Annotated in this window: 12 protein-coding genes and 1 tRNA gene; 8 read left to right on the forward strand and 5 right to left on the reverse strand. The window is 65.9% G+C overall.

The genetic code is table 11. From position 1 onward, the window contains the following. Positions 1-7 precede the first annotated feature (7 nt). The 5 genes from BZF59_RS00870 (at position 8) to BZF59_RS00890 (ending at position 4,205) form a co-directional block, all read left to right on the forward strand. A complete protein-coding gene (locus BZF59_RS00870) occupies positions 8-712 on the forward strand; it encodes an endonuclease/exonuclease/phosphatase family protein (protein ID WP_086606360.1) in 705 nt (234 codons plus the stop codon). Positions 713-781: 69 nt separating this feature from the next. Beyond that, entirely contained in the window at positions 782-1,159 is a 378-nt protein-coding gene (locus BZF59_RS16150) for a hypothetical protein (RefSeq protein ID WP_086606361.1), read from the forward strand. A 106-nt stretch (positions 1,160-1,265) separates the two neighbouring features. Further along, positions 1,266-2,120: a DUF4238 domain-containing protein gene (locus BZF59_RS00880; protein WP_086606362.1), complete on the forward strand. Its 855-nt coding sequence runs from the start codon at positions 1,266-1,268 to the stop codon at positions 2,118-2,120. A 77-nt stretch (positions 2,121-2,197) separates the two neighbouring features. Then, positions 2,198-2,752, forward strand: a complete 555-nt coding sequence (dcd, locus tag BZF59_RS00885) for a dCTP deaminase (RefSeq protein WP_086606363.1) — start codon at positions 2,198-2,200, stop codon at positions 2,750-2,752. A 277-nt stretch (positions 2,753-3,029) separates the two neighbouring features. Next, positions 3,030-4,205 carry a saccharopine dehydrogenase family protein gene (locus BZF59_RS00890; RefSeq protein WP_086606364.1) on the forward strand — a complete coding sequence of 392 codons (1,176 nt, stop codon included), beginning with the start codon at positions 3,030-3,032 and terminating at the stop codon, positions 4,203-4,205. Between the two features lie 70 nt (positions 4,206-4,275). Here the strand turns inward: BZF59_RS00890 and BZF59_RS00895 are convergent, their stop codons facing one another. The 4 genes from BZF59_RS00895 to BZF59_RS00910 all read right to left on the reverse strand — a co-directional run bounded on the left by BZF59_RS00895 (position 4,276) and on the right by BZF59_RS00910 (position 13,671). Then, positions 4,276-6,474, reverse strand: coding sequence for a TonB-dependent receptor (locus tag BZF59_RS00895; protein ID WP_086606365.1), 2,199 nt, complete (start codon positions 6,472-6,474; stop codon positions 4,276-4,278). A gap of 163 nt (positions 6,475-6,637) precedes the next feature. Then, positions 6,638-11,830: an autotransporter-associated beta strand repeat-containing protein gene (locus BZF59_RS00900; RefSeq protein WP_158094230.1), complete on the reverse strand. Its 5,193-nt coding sequence runs from the start codon at positions 11,828-11,830 to the stop codon at positions 6,638-6,640. A 166-nt stretch (positions 11,831-11,996) separates the two neighbouring features. Further along, positions 11,997-13,241, reverse strand: coding sequence for a tetratricopeptide repeat protein (locus tag BZF59_RS00905; protein WP_158094231.1), 1,245 nt, complete (start codon positions 13,239-13,241; stop codon positions 11,997-11,999). Positions 13,242-13,596: 355 nt separating this feature from the next. Continuing rightward, positions 13,597-13,671: transfer RNA gene (locus BZF59_RS00910), tRNA-Gly, on the reverse strand. Between the two features lie 214 nt (positions 13,672-13,885). Between BZF59_RS00910 and BZF59_RS00915 the strand changes: the two genes are divergently transcribed. Both BZF59_RS00915 and BZF59_RS00920 read left to right on the forward strand, forming a co-directional pair. Continuing rightward, a complete protein-coding gene (locus tag BZF59_RS00915) occupies positions 13,886-14,821 on the forward strand; it encodes a tetratricopeptide repeat protein (protein WP_086606368.1) in 936 nt (311 codons plus the stop codon). Further along, the gene (locus BZF59_RS00920; protein ID WP_086606369.1) at positions 14,818-15,429 is read left to right on the forward strand and encodes an LON peptidase substrate-binding domain-containing protein; all 612 of its coding nucleotides are present in this window, start codon (positions 14,818-14,820) and stop codon (positions 15,427-15,429) included. Before BZF59_RS00915 ends, BZF59_RS00920 begins: the two co-directional genes overlap by 4 nt. A 6-nt stretch (positions 15,430-15,435) precedes the next feature. Here the strand turns inward: BZF59_RS00920 and BZF59_RS00925 are convergent, their stop codons facing one another. Then, positions 15,436-15,882 (reverse strand): hypothetical protein, encoded by a 447-nt coding sequence (locus BZF59_RS00925; RefSeq protein ID WP_158094232.1) that lies wholly within the window; start codon positions 15,880-15,882, stop codon positions 15,436-15,438. On the opposite strand from BZF59_RS00925, the gene bchE reads away from it, so the two are divergent. Further along, positions 15,875-17,359 (forward strand): magnesium-protoporphyrin IX monomethyl ester anaerobic oxidative cyclase, encoded by a 1,485-nt coding sequence (gene bchE, locus BZF59_RS00930; protein ID WP_211277328.1) that lies wholly within the window; start codon positions 15,875-15,877, stop codon positions 17,357-17,359. The two genes, BZF59_RS00925 and bchE, sit on opposite strands and share 8 nt — an antisense overlap. Positions 17,360-17,444: the final 85 nt, after the last annotated feature.

Here is a 17,444-nt window from a genome sequence, read left to right on the forward strand (position 1 = left end):
GAGCACGGTGCCAGGCAGTATCAAGGTCGCCAGCTACAACATCCACAAGGGTGTCGGCACCGACCGCAGGCGCGATCCGGCGCGCATCCTCAATGTGCTCAATGAGGTGGGGGCGGACATCGTCTGCCTGCAGGAAGCCGACCTCAGGTTCGGCTCGCGCGCGGCGGTGCTGCCGCGCTTTTTGATTGAGAGCCACACCGATTACGTCCCCGTGCCGCTCGACGTGCAGCACGATTCGATGGGGTGGCACGGCAATGCGATCCTGGTGCGGCAGGGCATCGCCGTGGAGAGCCATGACATCATCCACATCCCCTGCCTCGAACCGCGCGGCGTGGTGACCGCGCGGGTGCGGATCGGGGAGGTCGGCCTTTCGGTTTTCGGGATGCATCTCGACCTGTCTGGCCTGTGGCGCGCGCGGCAGGCGAAGACGATCGCCGCGCTGGGCGATGCGGCGCGCGGGGAGGGGCCTACGGTGCTGATGGGCGATCTCAACGAATGGCGCGCGTCGGCCGGGGCATTCCGCGAGTTCGCCCGGCATTTCGCGCTGCTCGATCCCGGCCCGAGCTTCCCCAGCCGCAGCCCGCTGGGACGGCTCGACCGGATCCTGCATTGCGACCGGCTGCGGGTGACAGACTGCGGCGTCCACCGCAGCCAGCTGGCGACGATTGCCTCCGATCACCTGCCGGTGTGGGCGGAGTTCATGCTGGAGTAATCGGTTCTGCGAGACAACCGCAAGGTGGCGCGCGTGCGGCCATGTCGATCCAACGGGAGGAGAGCGGCGATGCAATTTCCGAGACTTGGCGCGCTGCTCGCCGCTGCGCTGCTGACCACCACGGCGCAGGCCGAGCCGCCGCTGTTCCAGAACCGCACCCCCGCGCCGCCCAAGGCCGAGAACGTCCCGGGCCTGCCCGGCGCCGCCAACGACCGCGCAATCCGCGCCCGCGCCAATCTCGAGGCGCTGATAGCGGGCCGCCTGTCGACCGCCGACCTTTCGGCCCAGGAACTTCAGGACGTCATCGATTTCGAGCAAATGGTGCGCGGCGAGCAGGTGATCGACAACCGCACGCCCCAGCAGCAGTGCATCGACGCAGAAGTGCGCCGCAACGGCGGCCGCCCGACCCAGCTGGCGTGGCAGGTGATCCGGCTGAAGTGCCGCTAGGGGCGGGAGCCGCGGTTTTTTGGGGGGAGTTTGGCCCCCCAGCCGACCGTCGCCCCGTGCTTCACAAGGGGCTTGGCTTGCAAGCTGGTCCAATTAAGATGCTGTAATGACGTCACCACGTAAGCATCATTATCTTCCTGAATGGTATCTATCACGTTGGAAAAGGGCGTGGGGTTCTGAGGAGGTTATTTGGGAGTTTGGTCGCGTTGGGCCTGAAAGACTGCTGCACTCGCGCTATCGGCATCCTGCTGCCACGGGCTACGCGATTGACCTTTACACAATTCCAGACGCTCCACCGAGCCAAGCTGCACGGATTGAAACTGAATTTCTTCAGGTAATTGATGATCGTGGGGCCAAGGCTGTGTCGATGGCTGAACGCAATGAAATTGCTAGTGTTCAGGATAAGGGCGCTTTAGTTCAGTTCTTACTTTCCATGCTCCATCGATCGCCTGATCGGATTGCGTATCTTGAGGGTAGGCTAGCCGATGATCTCAGTTCAAATCCTCTTTTTGAGGGACAGCAATCCTCGTATTTTCGAGCTGCGGCTTTGGACGTGTTTACTGATTTGGTACAATCTCAGGTCATGATCGACCGGATGATGCAGCTATCAGCGTTTGTAATCACGCTGCATCAGAGCGCCCACGACCTTTTGACAAGTGACAATCCATTGATGATATCGAATGGAATGGCTCATCGTGATGCCTTTGTCATGCTCCCAATTGATCCGCGTAAGATATTGATATTGGCTGAGAACGTGGACATCCCAAAGCACATGGCGGGACATGATGGAAAGACCTTGGCTAAAGCGATCAACGATGCAGTTGTTGTTCAGGCCAAAAAACTAGTTTTTGGGGCTGACCGTAGGCAGTTGCGATTCATAGATAATCGGCTGAGTCGTCCTAACCATCATCTCGCGCGAGCAATTGATCCAATCATGGGATTGGTGAAATGGAAGATCTAAACTGATGAGCCGTCGATAAGGGGGATAGAATCCGCCCCGCCCTTGCCCCCGCGCGCGCCATCGGGAATCCCTTTCGCATGGCGATTCTCTCCGACAAATGGATCCGCGCACAGGCGCTCGAACACGGCATGATCGAGCCTTTTGTCGAAGCCCAGCGGCGCGACGGGGTGATCTCCTATGGCCTCTCGTCCTACGGCTATGACGCGCGGGTTGCGCCGGAGTTCAAGATCTTCACCAATGTCGACAGCTCGGTGGTCGATCCCAAGCAGTTCGATCCGAAAAGCTTCGTCGACCGCGAGACCGATTGCTGCATCATCCCGCCCAATTCCTTCGCGCTCGCCCGCACGGTCGAATATTTCCGCGTGCCGGAAGATGTGCTGGTGATCTGCCTCGGCAAGAGCACCTATGCGCGCTGCGGGATCATCGTGAACGTCACCCCGCTGGAGCCGGGCTGGGAAGGGCACGTGACGCTGGAATTCAGCAACACCACCCCGCTGCCTGCCAAGATCTACGCCAATGAAGGCGCGTGCCAGTTCCTGTTCCTGCAAGGCAACGAGCGCTGCGAGACCAGCTACAAGGACCGCGCGGGCAAATATATGGGCCAGCGCGGGGTGACGCTGCCGCGGCTCTAGGGCTGCGGCTTCGGGGCGCTTTCCTACAGGCGGTCAGGCGGGTTAGCCTTTGGCGTTTCCGCGTTCGAAAGGCCCCAAGTGCTGTGACAAAGGCCCCGCTCCCCTGTCCGTCCGCTTTGACGAAACTGGCGCAAACCACTGATATTATTCGGCCCTTTGGGGCTTCGCAAAGCGGACATGGTGTCCGCTTTGTAACGCTTATTGCGCGCGCAACGATGGCCTTTGACACGGGCGCGGCGCGATTGCATGGCTGTGGCAGAGACAAGGGAGACCAAACATGAGCACCCGCGAATTCGACATCATCGTCTATGGCGCCACCGGCTACACCGGGCGGCTGGTGGCGGAATACATCGCCACGCACTATGGCAGCCGCGAAGACGGGCCGAAGTGGGCGATGGCCGGGCGCAGCCTTGCCAAGCTGGAGGAGGTGCGCGGGTCTATCGGTGCGCCTGCCACCACCCCGCTGGTGGTCGCCAATGCCGATGACAGCGCCGATCTTGAGGCGATGTGCAAGCGCACCCGCGTCGTCCTCACCACGGTCGGCCCCTATCAGCTTTATGGCGACAAGCTGGTCGCGGCCTGCGTCAAGACTGGCACCGACTATGCCGACCTTTGCGGCGAGCCCGCATGGATGGCCGAGAAAATCGCCGAGCACGAGGCTGCGGCAAAGGCCAGCGGGGCGCGCATCTGTTTTTCGTCGGGCTTCGATTCGATCCCCTTCGATCTCGGCGTGATGATGACCCAGAAGGCCTGTGTCGAAAAATTCGGCACACCCGCCCCGCGCATCCGGGGTCGGGTGCGCGCGATGCAGGGCACCTTCTCGGGCGGCACCGCGGCGAGCCTCGGCGCGACGATGAAGGCGGCGGCCAAGAGCCCCTCGCTGATCAACGTGCTGCGCAATCCCTTCGCGCTCACGCCGGGCTTCGAAGGGCCGGACCAGCCTTCGGGCATGATCCCTTCGTATGAGGACGACCTCGGGAAGTGGTCCGCGCCCTTCGTGATGGCGCCGATCAACACCAAGAACGTGCACCGCACCAATTTCCTGCTCGGCCACCCCTATGGCACCGACTTCAAGTATGACGAGATGATGCTGACCAGCCCCGGCGATGCGGGCAAGGCGGCGGCGCAGGCGGCGCTGGAGTTCATGAAGAACCCCTTCGGCTCCAAGCCCCCCAAGCCCGGCGAGGGGCCGAGCAAGGAGGAGCGCGACAACGGCTTCTACGACGTGGTCTTTGTCGCCGACATGGCCGATGGGCAGCGCCTGCAATTCGGCGTCAAGGGCCGCTACGATCCGGGCTACGGCTCGACCAGCCGGATGCTGAGCGAGACCGGAATTGCGCTGCTGACCTGCGACAAGCCGGGCGGGATCGGCACGCCGGGCAGCTTCCTCGGCGAAGATCTGGTCAAGCGGCTGGAGGAGCACGCCGAACTCACCTTCGCGGTGGAGGCCTGACACGAAAAAGGGGCAGTCGGCGCGACCGACTGCCCCTGATTGCGACCCTGGGGGCACGCAAAGTTACGGATCAGAAGCTCATCCGGATGCTCGCGCGGAAATTGCGGCCCACCAGCGGCACGAAGTCCTTGGTGAAGCTGGCATGGCGGCGGCCATTGACATCGAAGATGTTGTCGGCGGCGAGTTGCAGGGTGACGTTCTGATTGTCCGCCAGCGGACGCCAGGCGATTAGCGCGTTGACCAGCGTGAAGCTGTCGGTCGGGGTTTCGAAGGCGGCGATGCGGTCCTGTTCGCCAAACCACTGCACCTCGCCGCGCACGTCGAAGGCGCCTGCCTGTGCTTCCAGAGCGCCGAGCAGGCTGAGCGGCGGAATGCGCGGAACGGCGGTGCCATCGGCCAGCTCCGCCTCGACATAGGAAGCGCGCAGATCGGTCAGCAGGCGGAAGCCTTCGGTGTCGATGATCGGGTAATTGAGTTCCGCCTCAAGGCCCCAGAAGTCGGCATCCTGCTGGAGATACTGGAACACCGGCAGGTCGTCCTCTTCCTCCCCGGTTTCCTCGAGGAAGATGTAGTTGTCGAACCACTGGCGATAGGCGGTGAGGTTGAAGGTCCCTGCGCCGATCGAACCGCGGGCATAGGCTTCCAGCCCCCATGCGCGCTCGGTGCGGAGGTCCGCATTGCCGATCTCGAAGGCTTGCGTGGCGATATGCGGGCCGTTGGAGAACAGCTCCTCGGCGCTGGGAGCGCGTTCGGCGCGTGAGCCGTTGATGCCGATGCGCAGGCCCGGGGTGCCTTCGTAGACGAGGCCGAGGGCGCCCGAGACGGTGTCGTAATCGCGCGCGATGCCGAGGGTCTGGGCCTCGACATTGGTGAACTCGGCCCGGGCGGCGGCTTCGATCTGGATCGGGCCGGTGCCCAGCTCCTGCAAGGTGAACAGCGCGACCTGCTCGGTCAGGTTGGGCGGAACATAGGCTTCCGCCCCTTCCGCGAAGAAATCGCGATGGAGATATTGCACCCCGCTCGACCCGCGCAGCATTCCGCCGGTGTTCTGCACCAGCTCGGCGCGCGCTTCGATGCTGGTCGAATCGAACACCGTGCCGACCTCGGCACCTTCGAATTCGGTATGGGTGTAGTCCGAATAGCCGACCCGCAGCTTCAGCCGCTCGAAAGCGCCGTCGCCGAGGAAGACATCGCCCTTGAAGTCGGCGCGGAACTGCTTGAGCCCGATGGTGACGAGTTCTTCGCCCTCCTCCTCGCCGCCTTCTTCTTCCTCGCCTTCCTCGCCGTGGTGGTGGCCCGCGCCGGGGCGGGTTGGCACGCCGTAGGTGGTGTCATACCAGCCCACAGCCGCGCCGAAGGTGCTCTCGCCAAGAATCAGGCCGAGGCCGGTGTTGATCGTCCAGCTTTCCATCGCCGAATTGGGCAAGGTACCGCGCTGGCCGGCGGCCTCGCGCAGTTCGGCAGCCTCTTCGAGCTCGCCCTCTTCCTCCTCCTCGGCCGCGTCGGCGAGCAGGTCGGCGCGCAGCGCGTCGGAGACCTGGAAGCCGCCGATCTCGGCATCATTGGTTTCGCGCCACGATCCGTCCACGTGGAACACGAGATTGCTGCCGATCCCGACATCGAGGCTGGCCGCCCCGGTGCGCAGGTCGGTGGCGCTGTCGACCCCGGCAAAGGCATCGAGGTGGAGGTTGTGGTCGGGCATCCGGGTGGGGATGCGCTTGTCGATCACGTTGACCGCGCCGCCGATCGCCTGGCTGCCGTAGAGCAGCACTGCGGGGCCGCGCAGCACTTCGATGCGCTCCACCGTGATCGGCTCGATCGTGGTGGCATGGTCGACCGAGGTGTTCGACACGTCGGACGTGCCCACGCCATCGACCAGCACGCGCACGCGCTCGCCCTGCTGGCCGCGCAGCACCGGGCGCGAGGAACCGGGGGCGAAGCTGGTGGCCGAGACGCCGGGCAGCTTGGTGAGGAGGTCGCCGATCTGGCCGTTCACGGCATCGCGCTGGATGTCGCGGATTTCCACCACGCTGGTGCCGGCCAGCACGTCCAGCTCCTTCAGGCCATTGGCGCTGACGATGATCGTGCCGGTGCGATCGCTCTGGCGGTTGTGGACGTCGTCCTCGACCTGAGCGCCGGCGGGCTGGGCGGCGGCCTCCGCCTCATCCGGGGCGGTTTCGGCGAGAGCAGGGGTGGCAGTGCAGGCGAGGCCGAGCGCGGTGGCGAGCGCAAGGCGAGAGATGGCAGGGCTGGAGATCGTGAGGTTCATGGGGCTTCCCGTTGCTTTTCTCAGAGAGGTATTATGAGATAACGTATCACGCGACTAGCGCCGCGTGATACGAATGCAAGCGGAAAAAGGGTGGGCCGCTGACGACAGCCGACGAAGTGCGGCAGGTTTGCGACGGCGGCCCCGTGTCTTGGGCGTGATTGTCCTAGAACGCCAGCTTGATCGCCGCACTCGCCGAGACCGCGCGCTCATCGCCCGCGATCAGCGCATCGAGGCTGCCGCCGAGCGACCAGCCGCCGCCCAGATCGACTTCGCCGCTGGCCGAGGCGACGAACCCGTGCTTGCTGCCGCGCGCGGGCAGGATAGTGAAAGCTTGCGGCGATCCGGCGAGCGTCATGGCGACCGCGCTGTCGTCCCGCTTGCCGGTGAGATAGCGCAGGTCGACCAGCAGGCGGGCGCTGTCGCTGCGGTGCGAGACGAAGCCGCCCAGCGTCGCCCGTGTCCATCCGTCGCGCGCGCCGTCGCTGCTGAGGTCGAGCGCCCCGGCACCGGCTTCAGCGAAGGCGGAGAGCCGCGTGCGGCTGTATTCGATCCCCGCCGCCGGTCCGAAGGCCCAGCTGTCGCCGCCCATGCCGAAGCGCAGGTCGGCCGACAGCGCGGTGGTGCGGGTGGCGATCGCTGCCGAGGTCGCCCGGTCGATGCTGCCGAAGCGGATCGCGCGCGCGGCGGTGCCATCGGCAGAGGCGTGGCTCGCCGCCACGAACGCAGTCAGCCCTTTGCCGAGATCGCCATAGCGGGCGAAGCCGTCGATATGCCATCCGTCGAGCTCGGCGTGGGAGAGGCGGTCTGCGTTGTCGATGTCGTTGCTGATCCAGCCGCCACCGATCCCGGCGGCCCAGCTGTCATCCTCGCCATGATAATCGAGGCCGAGGCTCAGCCGCGTCTGGTCCTGCGTGAAGCGCGCGCCATTGCCGTCGGCGGAGACCCGCCCGCTGCGCAGCGTGCCTTCGGCCCAGGCGTCCCACCCCGGCTTGCCCGGCGCGGCGCTGCGGCGGCGGTTCGCGGCGCTGGCCAGCATGGCGCTGCGCTGGGCGCTTGCGAGCACGTCGGCATAGATCTCGCCCGAGGCGAGGTCGAAGGCGGCGCGCGCGTCCTCCGCATCGAGCAGCAGGATCGCGTTGTAGACCGCAAGACTGTCGGAGCCCGTGCTCCGATCCAGTTCCATCAACCCGCTCGCCGCTTGCCGCTGGTTGAAGGTCAGCGCGACGTCGGGGAACTGGCGCAGCACACTGAGCGTGAGGAAGGCGCGGCTTGAATCATAGCCCAGCGCGAAGTCGAGGAAGGCGGACGTCTCGACCAGCCCGGCAAAGGTGCCGGTCAGCGAACCCTCGGCCTCGACGATGGTGAAGATGCTGCCGTCGACATAGTCGAGTTCCGGGCTGAGCAGGTTCACCTCCACCGTTCCCCCGGCGAGAACCACATCGCCCCCTGCGACGACCCGGTCGCCGCTGCCGTTCGCGGCGAGATCGACAAGGTAGCGCGATCCCGCCGCAAAGCTGAGATCGCCCGCGACATTGAAGGTGGCAGCCGCCGGGGCCGTGCCTGCGCCGGGGGCGAAGCTGCCGCCGATTGCGAGATTGCCGACCGTCCCGGTGCCCGTGAGCGTGGTGCCCGCGGCGGTCGCGAGCCGGCTGCTGCCGACATCGCGGCCCAGCGTTCCGGTGAGGTTGAGGCCGCCCGCCATCAGGTTGAACAGGCCGACAAAGTCGCTGTGGGTGCCGCCGAGATCGAGCACGCCCGCCCCATCCTTGTCGATCCTGCCCGCGCCGCTCAGGATGCCGGAGAAGGTGCCGTTGCTCGTCTGGTTGAACAACAGCGTGCCCGGAGCATCGATCGCGATCGCGCCGCGCAGGCTGGTGGTGTCGCCCTGCAACCTGCCGCCCGCGACCGTGGTGCCGCCCGTATAGGTGTTCGCGCCGAGCAGGATCAGGGTGCCCAGATCGGTCTTGGTCAGGCTGCCGCCACCGGTCAGCGCGGACGCGATCGTCGCGACGAACGCGCTGCCCTCGGCCGAGCCGTCACCCACGCGGATGATCGCGCCGGGCGCATCGAGCCGGATCGCGCCGCCAGTGACGGTGTAGCCGGTCGCAGCGAACTGGACGCCGTTGGCAAGGCTCACCTGACCTGCGGTGTTGTCGACAGTGACAGTGCCCGTCGCCGCCGACGGTATCGCCGCGAAGCGTGTCAGCGTCGCTGCGGACTCGGGGACTTCGGGTGCGCGGAAGATCAGGAAGTCGGCCGGATCGAAGACGCCGTTGTTGTTGGCCTCCAGCGTGGTCCAGTTGGTGGTGTCGACGGTCCAGGTGCCGCTTCCGCCATTGATCAGGCCATCGGCGGCGGTGTTGCCGCCATCCCAGAAGATGAAGTCGAAATCGGGGGTCGCGGCCTGTGCGAGCAGGTTGACCTGCCCCGCTGTCGCCAGATCGAGCGTCAGGCCGGTCAGTTCGAAACCGTCTGGGACACCACCGAATGCGAGCCCGTTGTCGGTCAGGGTGCCGCCGTAATTGATCAGCCGGTAAAGCCCGCTGCCGAAGCCGCCGATGTTGCTGATGTTGAGCGTGCCGTCGAGCGTCAGATCGCCGCCCACGATGATGAGATCGCTGCCCGCGCCGGGAGCCTGATCGGGCAGGCCCAGCTCGAAATCGAGCACCGAGCCCGCGCTCAGCACCAGATCGCCGCCGATGCGGAAGGTGCCGGCCGAATTGCCCGGCGCAAGCGTCGCATTGCCCAGCGTCACGTCGCCGCCGAAGGTGCCGGTGCCCGAAAGGCGGGCGTTCTCGAAGGTCGCGCGCGCCGCGTTTCCGCCAAGCGTCCCGTCGATCACGATGTCGCCGCCGCTGACCGTCAGGAGGCCGCTATAGCCCGCGCTCGCCCCCGTCAGGCGCGTGCGTCCGGCCAGATGGTTGATCGCGCCCGCGCCGGTGATCGCCGATGCGATCAGGAAGTCCGTGCCGGTATGGTTGATGTCCAGCGTGTTGCCATTCGTCAGACCGACCGAGCCGACATTGAACGTGCCCGCTGCCCCGGCAGAACCGTCGGCCCGGGTGCCGATCGTCACCCGGTTGCCCGCCACGGAACCGAGGTTTAGCGAGCGCGCGGAAAAATCGGCATTGCGCAGGATCAGATCCGTGCCCGTGAACCGCAAGCCGATGCTGATGCCCCCTTCCGCCGACAGGGTGGAATTGTCGACCACAAGGCGGGTCGTCTCGATCTGCAGCCCGGAATTGAGGCCGCCGGTCATGATCCAGCTGCTGCCATTGGTGATCGCCATGGTGCGCAGTACGCCGTTGAAGCCGAGCCCGTTGTCGCTCGGCCCGCGCGTGATGAGGCTCGCGCCGTTTTCGATCACCAGCGTTCCCACGGGTTCGCCCGCGCTTGCGCCGCCGAAGCTGATGTTGCCCGCCGTCTCGAAGAGGCTGCCTGCGCCGGAGACCAGCAGATCGGTGTTCGGCCGGAACGAGGGGTTGATGCCCGACAGGCTCTGGAATCGCCCGCCATTGAGGATCGCGATGTTCACGTCCGACGCGCCCGCTCCGAAATCGAGCGCCGTCGCGCCAGAGGTGACCTGCCAAAGCGACCCTGCGCCGGTGACGGTCAGATTGACCGTGCTGCTGCCGCTGTTGTTGCCCAGCAAGGCGCGCCCGGTGACCAACCGCCCGCCGTTCTCGACAAGGATCGTCGAGCTCTGCCCGCCGAACCGCGAGACGAAGAAGTCGCCGGTCGCAAATTGCGAATTCACGCCCGAGATCGTCAGCAGGTTGGTCCGCGCCGCATTGGCGAAGTCGATTGCCTGAAAGCTGGCATTGCCGCCCGCCGATACGGTGATGTCGCCGCCAACCGTGGGCGCGCCCACCGCGATCAGCCGCGAATTGGCGCCGGTGACGATGAAATCTGCGCCGGCATCGGTAAACCAGTTGCCACCGCCCGTGCCATCGATCAGCCCGCCATTCTGCACCGTCACGGTGGTGCGGCCCGCCGTGCCCAAGCCAAGATCGAGCCGCCCGGTCAGCGTCCCGCCATCGACGAGGATCGTCCCGCCGCGCACCGAAAGCCCCGCGCCCGTCCCGCCGGTGAAGTTCACCTGCCCCCCGCTGCGCACGATCAGGCTGCGGCTGACCGGCCCGCCGATCGATCCCAGCGTGCTCAAGCCATTCGCCCGGACCGTGAATTCGCCCCCGTTCTCGATGATCACATCACCCACCGGCTGGCCCACCGTGGTCGCGTTGAAGTTGACCACGCCGCTGGTAAGCCACCGCGATCCCGCTCCCGAGACCAGCACAGAGGTGCCCTGACCCAGCGACCAGTTGCCGCTCGGCGTCACATCGTCGACCACCCCGCCATCCAGCACGCGGAAGCTCACCGCATTGGTCCCCGCGCCCAATGCGCGCGAATTGCCCGGATTGATGGTCCAGCGGCTGCCTGCGCCCTGCACCATGACATCGAAGGTGGCCGGAACGCCGTTCGAGGCGAACCCGAAGCCGTTGCTGGTCAACTGCCCGCCGTTCTCCACCAGCAGAAAGCCGCCGGTCGCGCCATCGCCCTGCCCCATCAGGAACGGGCCCCCGCCCACCGTCAGGGCCGAACCCTGGCCGTTTACCCTGACCGAGGCGCTGCCCGAGCCCACGATCCTTTCGAAAGCTGCTGTGCCGCCATTCTGGACCGTGATCGTGCCCGCGCTGGAAAAGGCATTTTCGAGCGAGAAGCGCGACCCTGCGCCATCCACGATGATCGATCCGCCGCTTCCGAGGCTCCAACTCGAATTCAGGATATTCGCCTGATTGTTCAGGCCCGTGAAGTGCCCGCCAGCACGCACTTCGATTGCGCCGTTGATGGTGGCAGCGCCGGTCGATCGCCAGGTCGAATTCACGCCGTCGACAACGATCCGTCCCGAACCTTCGACCGTCAGGCGCGCACCCAGAAAGCTCCCGCCCTCGCGCACATTGACCGTCCCGCCGACGGTGCTGCTGCCGCCCACGAGCCAGGCAGAATTCGCGCCAGTCACAGTGACTGTGCTGCCCGTCCCCAGAACGGCGTTGCCCGCGCCTGTCAGATTGCCGCCATTCCTGATGATGAACTGGGTCGCATCACGCAGTGTCAGATCGTTGATCGTGAATGTGCGGTTGTCGATGATTGGCTGGTTCGGCACCCGCTCGATGATGACATTGTCGGTCGGACCGGGGACGCTGTTCGTATCCCAGTTCGGGCCGTTCCCGAAATCGGAGTCGTTGTCGCCGTCCCATGTGGTCGATTGCGCCAAAGCCGGGCTTGCCAAGGCCAATGCCGCCGTTCCCGACAGAAGTATGGCGAAGCTGCGCGCGGTGATCTTCGGACGTGTCATCTTGGTTTCCCCCGGAATTCGAAGCGCTTGTCCATGATCGGATGGGCGCTGGAATTGCAGGGGAAATGTCACCCACGCTGGCGGCATTTCAAAGTGGCATGAAGTGGCAGGAGATGGTTTCTAGGGGCAGATTGCGGCGCAGCGCCGCGCTACTTCGGCGTCCGGGTCAGTTCTGGGCCATGCTTGGCGGCCGAAGCTTGCCGATCAGATCCATGACGGGCCGATCACCGCGCCAGCGCTGGGTGAGGTAGCGGATTACCCAGGCACTGCCCCAGGTTTCGTTTCTGGCAACCGCCTTGCCAAGCAGTCGCAGGGTCGCCTCGCGATCATCGGCGGCAGTTGCGATCATTGTCGGCCAGGGGAGGAAGCTGCGCTCCCCCGAGGCGATTTCGGCCTCCATTGCGCGCACCAGCAGCGGCAGGACGGCATCGGGGTCTTGCGCCAAGGCGGCCGTCATGGCCTCGGCATGGGCGGTTTCGCGCTCCAGTTTACGGATGCGGGCATGGGCGGCATATTCTTCGACGAAGCCTGCGATATTGCCCTGGTCGAGATAGACGATCGACAGGTAATCGCGCGCGGTCGCCAGTTCGGGGTCGCGCTGACGGAGCGCTTCGAGCTTACGCTGCGCTGCGTCCACGTCGCCCTTGGCATATTGCGCCCATGCGAGGTCGACGAGGATCGGCACCGACGCCGGCTCGAGCAGGCGGGCCCGCTCCAGTTCCTTCAGACCTGCGGCGAAATCGCCGTTGTCGATGAGGATATTGCCCAGCCAGAAATGGGTCTGGGCCGATTGCGGCGCGGCGGCGATGGCTGCGGTGAAGCGGCGCATACTTTCCTGCCGGTTCCCGCGCCACCAATATTCGATGAAGCCGAGCGCGCGCAGGGCATCGGGATCCTCGGGATTGATCCGCAGCGCGGCATCGGCGGCTTGCTGGGCGCGTCCGAAAGCGACCGGATCGCTCATCGAGCCGAATTCGCGGGCGAGAATATAGCTGTCGGCGAGGGCAGCGTGGGCGGGCGCAAAGCCGGGGTCGCCGTCGGTCACCTGCGTCAGCTTGGCGATCGCGGCGGTGATCGAAGCCTCGCTGCGCCGCGCCCAGTCGCTGCGCGCTTCCAGATAGATGCTGGCGAGGGCGGGGTCTTGCGGAAGGCCGGATGGCACTTCCGGCGTGCGGCCCTGCGAAAAGGCGAAGGCACCCAGACTGATGACACCCAGCATCGCGGCCAGCGACAGGATAAGCCGCAACGGCCCCTTCCGGGCGGGCGATGCGGGGGAGGGGGCTGCGGCGGGCGGCGCTGGCTCCTGCGGCTCCGCTTCGTTTTCGGGATTTTCGGCGAGCCATGCGTCGAGCTCTTCGGTCAGCGCGAATACGCTGCCGCGCCCCTTGCCCGGAATCCGGTGCACCGGCATCCCGCGATCTGCTTCCCAGCGAATGACGGTGGACCGTTCCCTCCCGAAATGCGCGCCGATCGCTTTCCAGCCGTCAAGCCGCATCGCGCGGTCCGATCGCGATGATGTCCTTCACCCGGGTTTTGACGAAAGGGCGGGGAGAAAGGGCAGCAGGATGCATGAGGAAAGTGATCGCGCGCGCGAAACTCCGCAGTTTCCGATGTGGCCCCATTGAGTGCCGATTTTCGGGAGCCTGTGCAATCTGTTTCCGCTGCGGCGCAGCAATGGGACCTGCGGGGCGCGGCCAGCCCCAGGCATCGCCGACGCCCCGTGGGGCGCCCGATGCGGCGTGCTGGCACGATCATGTCGGAAAATATGGAGCGGGCGAAGGGATTCGAACCCTCGACCCCAACCTTGGCAAGGTTGTGCTCTACCCCTGAGCTACGCCCGCTCACTGGCGCTGACAGAAGCCGCTGAATCGCGCGGTTCCTGCCGGAGAGGCGGCGCGATTAGCAGTGCCCTTCCCACCCTGCAAGCGCAAAATTGGCGCGATTGGGGCTTGATCGCATATGGCTTACCCGCCAGCACGAATGCGCGCTTCACATCGGCGCGCAAAGCCCCACATGGGGGCCAGACACACAGCAGGAGCAGATACCTTGGCCAGCATGGGACTGAGCATCGACGAACAGAAGGCGGTCGACCGTTTCCGCAAGGCGGTGGTGGAGCCTTCGCAGAGCAAGCTCGTCATCCTCGATTTCTGGGCCGAATGGTGCGGGCCGTGCAAGGCGCTGACCCCGGTGCTGGAGAAAGTCGCGGGCGAATATGCCGACAAGGGCGTGGTGCTCGCCAAGATCAATGTCGATGAGGAACAGTTCATCGCCGCGCAGTTTCAGGTGCGCTCGATCCCGACGGTCTATGCCATGTTTCAGGGCCAGCCGGTCGCCGATCTGACCAGCGCGCGCTCCGAATCGCAGCTGAAGGCCGCGCTCGATCAGCTGCTCGCGCAATTGCCGGTCGAGGGCGGGGATGCACCCGCTGCCGGCGGCGCGCCGCAGGGGCCTTCGCCCGAGGAAATCGCGCAATTCGTCAAGCTGGGCGAAGAGGCGCTGTCCGCCGGTGACGCGCAGCGCGCCGCCGGGATCTTCGCGCAGATCACTGAATTCGCCGAGGGCAATGCCCCCGCCCACGCGGGCCTCGTGCGTGCACTGGTGATGCTGGGCGAGGTCGACAACGCGAAGCAGGTGATGGAGGTGATCGAAAGCGATCCGCGGCTCGCCACCGATCCCGCGATCGCGCCGGCTCGCAGCGCGCTGGAACTCGCGGGCACCCGCGTCGATGATGGCGAGTTGGCCGCCCTGCGCGCTGCCGCTGCCGCCGCGCCCGAGGATATGGACGCGCAATTCGCGCTCGCCGAAGCCGCCTTTGCCGCCGGGAGCCGCGACGAGGCTGCCGACACCCTGCTCGCCATGATCGCCGTAGACCGCGAATGGAACGAGGGTGCGGCGCGGGCGAAGCTGCTCAAGATTTTCGAGGCCACAGGCTTGGAGGACGAATGGGTCGTCGGCGTCCGTCGCCGCCTGTCGCGCGTATTGTTCGGATGACCAAAAGGCTTTCCATCTTTCCCCTGACGGGCGCAGTGCTGTTTCCCGGCATGCAGCTGCCGCTCCACATCTTCGAGCCGCGCTACCGTGCGATGGTGGCCGATGCGATGATCCGCGACCGGCAGATCGCGATGATCCAGCCCCAGCGCGCGGTTGACGGCGCGCCGCTTTTCGAGGTCGGCTGCGTCGGCCGGATCGGCGAGATTCAGGCGATGGATGACGGGCGCTACAACCTCATCCTCGAAGGCACGTCGCGTTTCCGCCTGCTGCGCGAGCTTGATGTCGCCACGGCCTATCGCCAGGTCGAGGCCGAGATTCTGCCCGAGGACGAAAACGAGACCCTGACCCACGCCCAGCGCGGCGGGTTCGAGCGTGAGGCGCGCGCCTTTGCCGACCGGCAGGGCTATTCGGTCGACTGGGATTCGGTCGAGCGGCTCGATGATCGCTCGCTGATCAACGGCGTCTCGCAGATCGCGCCCTTTGATCCGGCCAGCAAGCAGGCGCTGCTCGAGACCGAAACGCTCAACGAGCGCTGCGAATTGCTGGTGCAGCTGATGCAGTTCTTCGGCCGCACGGATGGCGACGAGGACATTGTGACGCTGCAATAGCGCGCGTCACAGCGTCAGACCAAGCCCGATCAATCCCAATCCGGTCAGGGCCTGCACCGCGCAGGCGAGCGTCATCGCACCCGGGCGGAAGCGCGGGGTGGTGGCGGCGGGCGCGGTCTGGCGCAGCTCCTGCCAGGTGGCGATCATCTCGCGGAACGCCGCCCTTTCGCGCAGCAGCAGGCGGCGGGCGATGACACTGCCGCCGATCAGCACGCAGCCGCTCGCCAGGCACGCGGCTTTTGCGCCAAGGCCCAGCGGCGTGTCCTCGATCAACACCAGCACCGCCAGCGCGAAACTCCACGTAAACCCGCAGACCGCAAAGAAAAGCGACTGGAAATGGCGGCGGTTCGCTGCTTGAACGGTGTAATAGGCGAGGCCAGTATTTTCGTTCACGGTGGCTCCCATCGGGTTGCTCCAGCGCAAGGGAATAACGCAGTTGCGGATCGTGCTCATCAACATTCCGCATCCGGCGATCGGCAGCCGTATCCCGCGCGAGCAATTGCCGCCGCTGGGCCTGCTGTCGGTCGGCGGGCCGCTGATCGACGACGGGCATGAGGTGCACCTCATCGACGGTGAGTTCGGCCCGATGCCGCTGACGGCGATTGTTGCCGAGGCGGCGGCGCTGGCACCTGATGTGGTGATGTTCGGCCATTCGGGTTCCTCCTCGGGCCATCCGATCATCGCCGCCTGCGCCGAGGCGGTGCGCGCGCGGATGCCCGAGGCGACGATTGTTTATGGCGGGGTCCATCCGACCTATTTCTGGCGCGACATCCTCGCCGCCGAGCCGTGGGTCGATGTGATCGTGCGCGGCGAGGGGGAGGAGACCGCGCGCCAGCTCGCCCGCGCGCTGGCCGGGCAAGCCGCGCTTGATGCAGTGCCCGGACTCGCCCTGCGCCAGAACGGCGCGCCCTTCGCCACCCCGGCGGCGCCGGTGATCAAGGATCTCGACGCCTATCGCATCGGCTGGGAGCTGATCGATCATGCGCGCTATTCCTACTGGGGCGGCAAGCGCGCGGTGGTGGTGCAATTCTCGCGCGGGTGCCCGCACCTGTGCACCTATTGCGGCCAGCGCGGCTTCTGGACGCGCTGGCGCCACCGCGACCCGATCAAATTCGCGGCCGAGATCGCCCGCCTCCACCGCGATCACGGGGTCGAGGTGTTCAACTTCGCCGACGAAAACCCCTCGGCCGGGCGCAAGGCGTGGAAGGCGTTTCTCGAGGCGCTGATCGCCGAGGACATCGACGTCACCCTCGTCGGATCGACCCGCGCGGACGATATCGTGCGCGATGCGGAGTTCCTGCATCTCTACAAGAAGGCCGGGTTCGAACGCTTCCTGATGGGCACCGAAAACACCGACGAGGATACCCTGCGCCTGATCCGCAAGGGCGGCGCGACCACCACCGACCGCGAGGCGATCCGCCTGCTGCGCCAGCACAATATCCTGTCGATGGCGACCTGGGTGGCGGGCTTCTCGCACCAGACCGACCGCGACATGTGGCACGCGCTCAAAACGCTGATCTCCTACGACCCCGACCAGATTCAGGCGCTCTATGTCGTCCCCCATCGCTGGACGCCCTATTACGCCGAGGCGACCGAGCGGGATGTGGTGCAGCCCGACCGCAGCAAGTGGGATTACAAGCATCAGGTGCTCGGCATGGCGCATATGCCGCCGTGGCGGCTGTTCCTGTGGGTCAAGGCGATCGAGGCGGTGATGCAGCTGCGCCCGCGCGCGCTCCGGCGGCTGATCTGGAACCGCGAGGCCAAGATCCGCCACGCGATCCGCTGGTATTACCGCATGGGCCGCCGGGTCTGGCTGCACGAGGTGCGCGAATTCCTGCTCCGCGACCGCACCCGGTCGACCGGCGTCAGCGTCGAGCGCTTTGTCGGGGCGAGCCTCGCTGCCGAGGAAGAGGCGATGCAGGCGCGGTAGCTGCCGAGTCAGCGCCCGGCTGCGCCTGCGTCATTTACCCCATGTTGCAGTGCGACAATTCGCTTGGAGTCGCTTGCGCCAGGCG

Origin of the sequence: Erythrobacter donghaensis (genome assembly GCF_002155425.1) — a bacterium.
GTDB classification, from domain to species: domain Bacteria; phylum Pseudomonadota; class Alphaproteobacteria; order Sphingomonadales; family Sphingomonadaceae; genus Erythrobacter; species Erythrobacter donghaensis.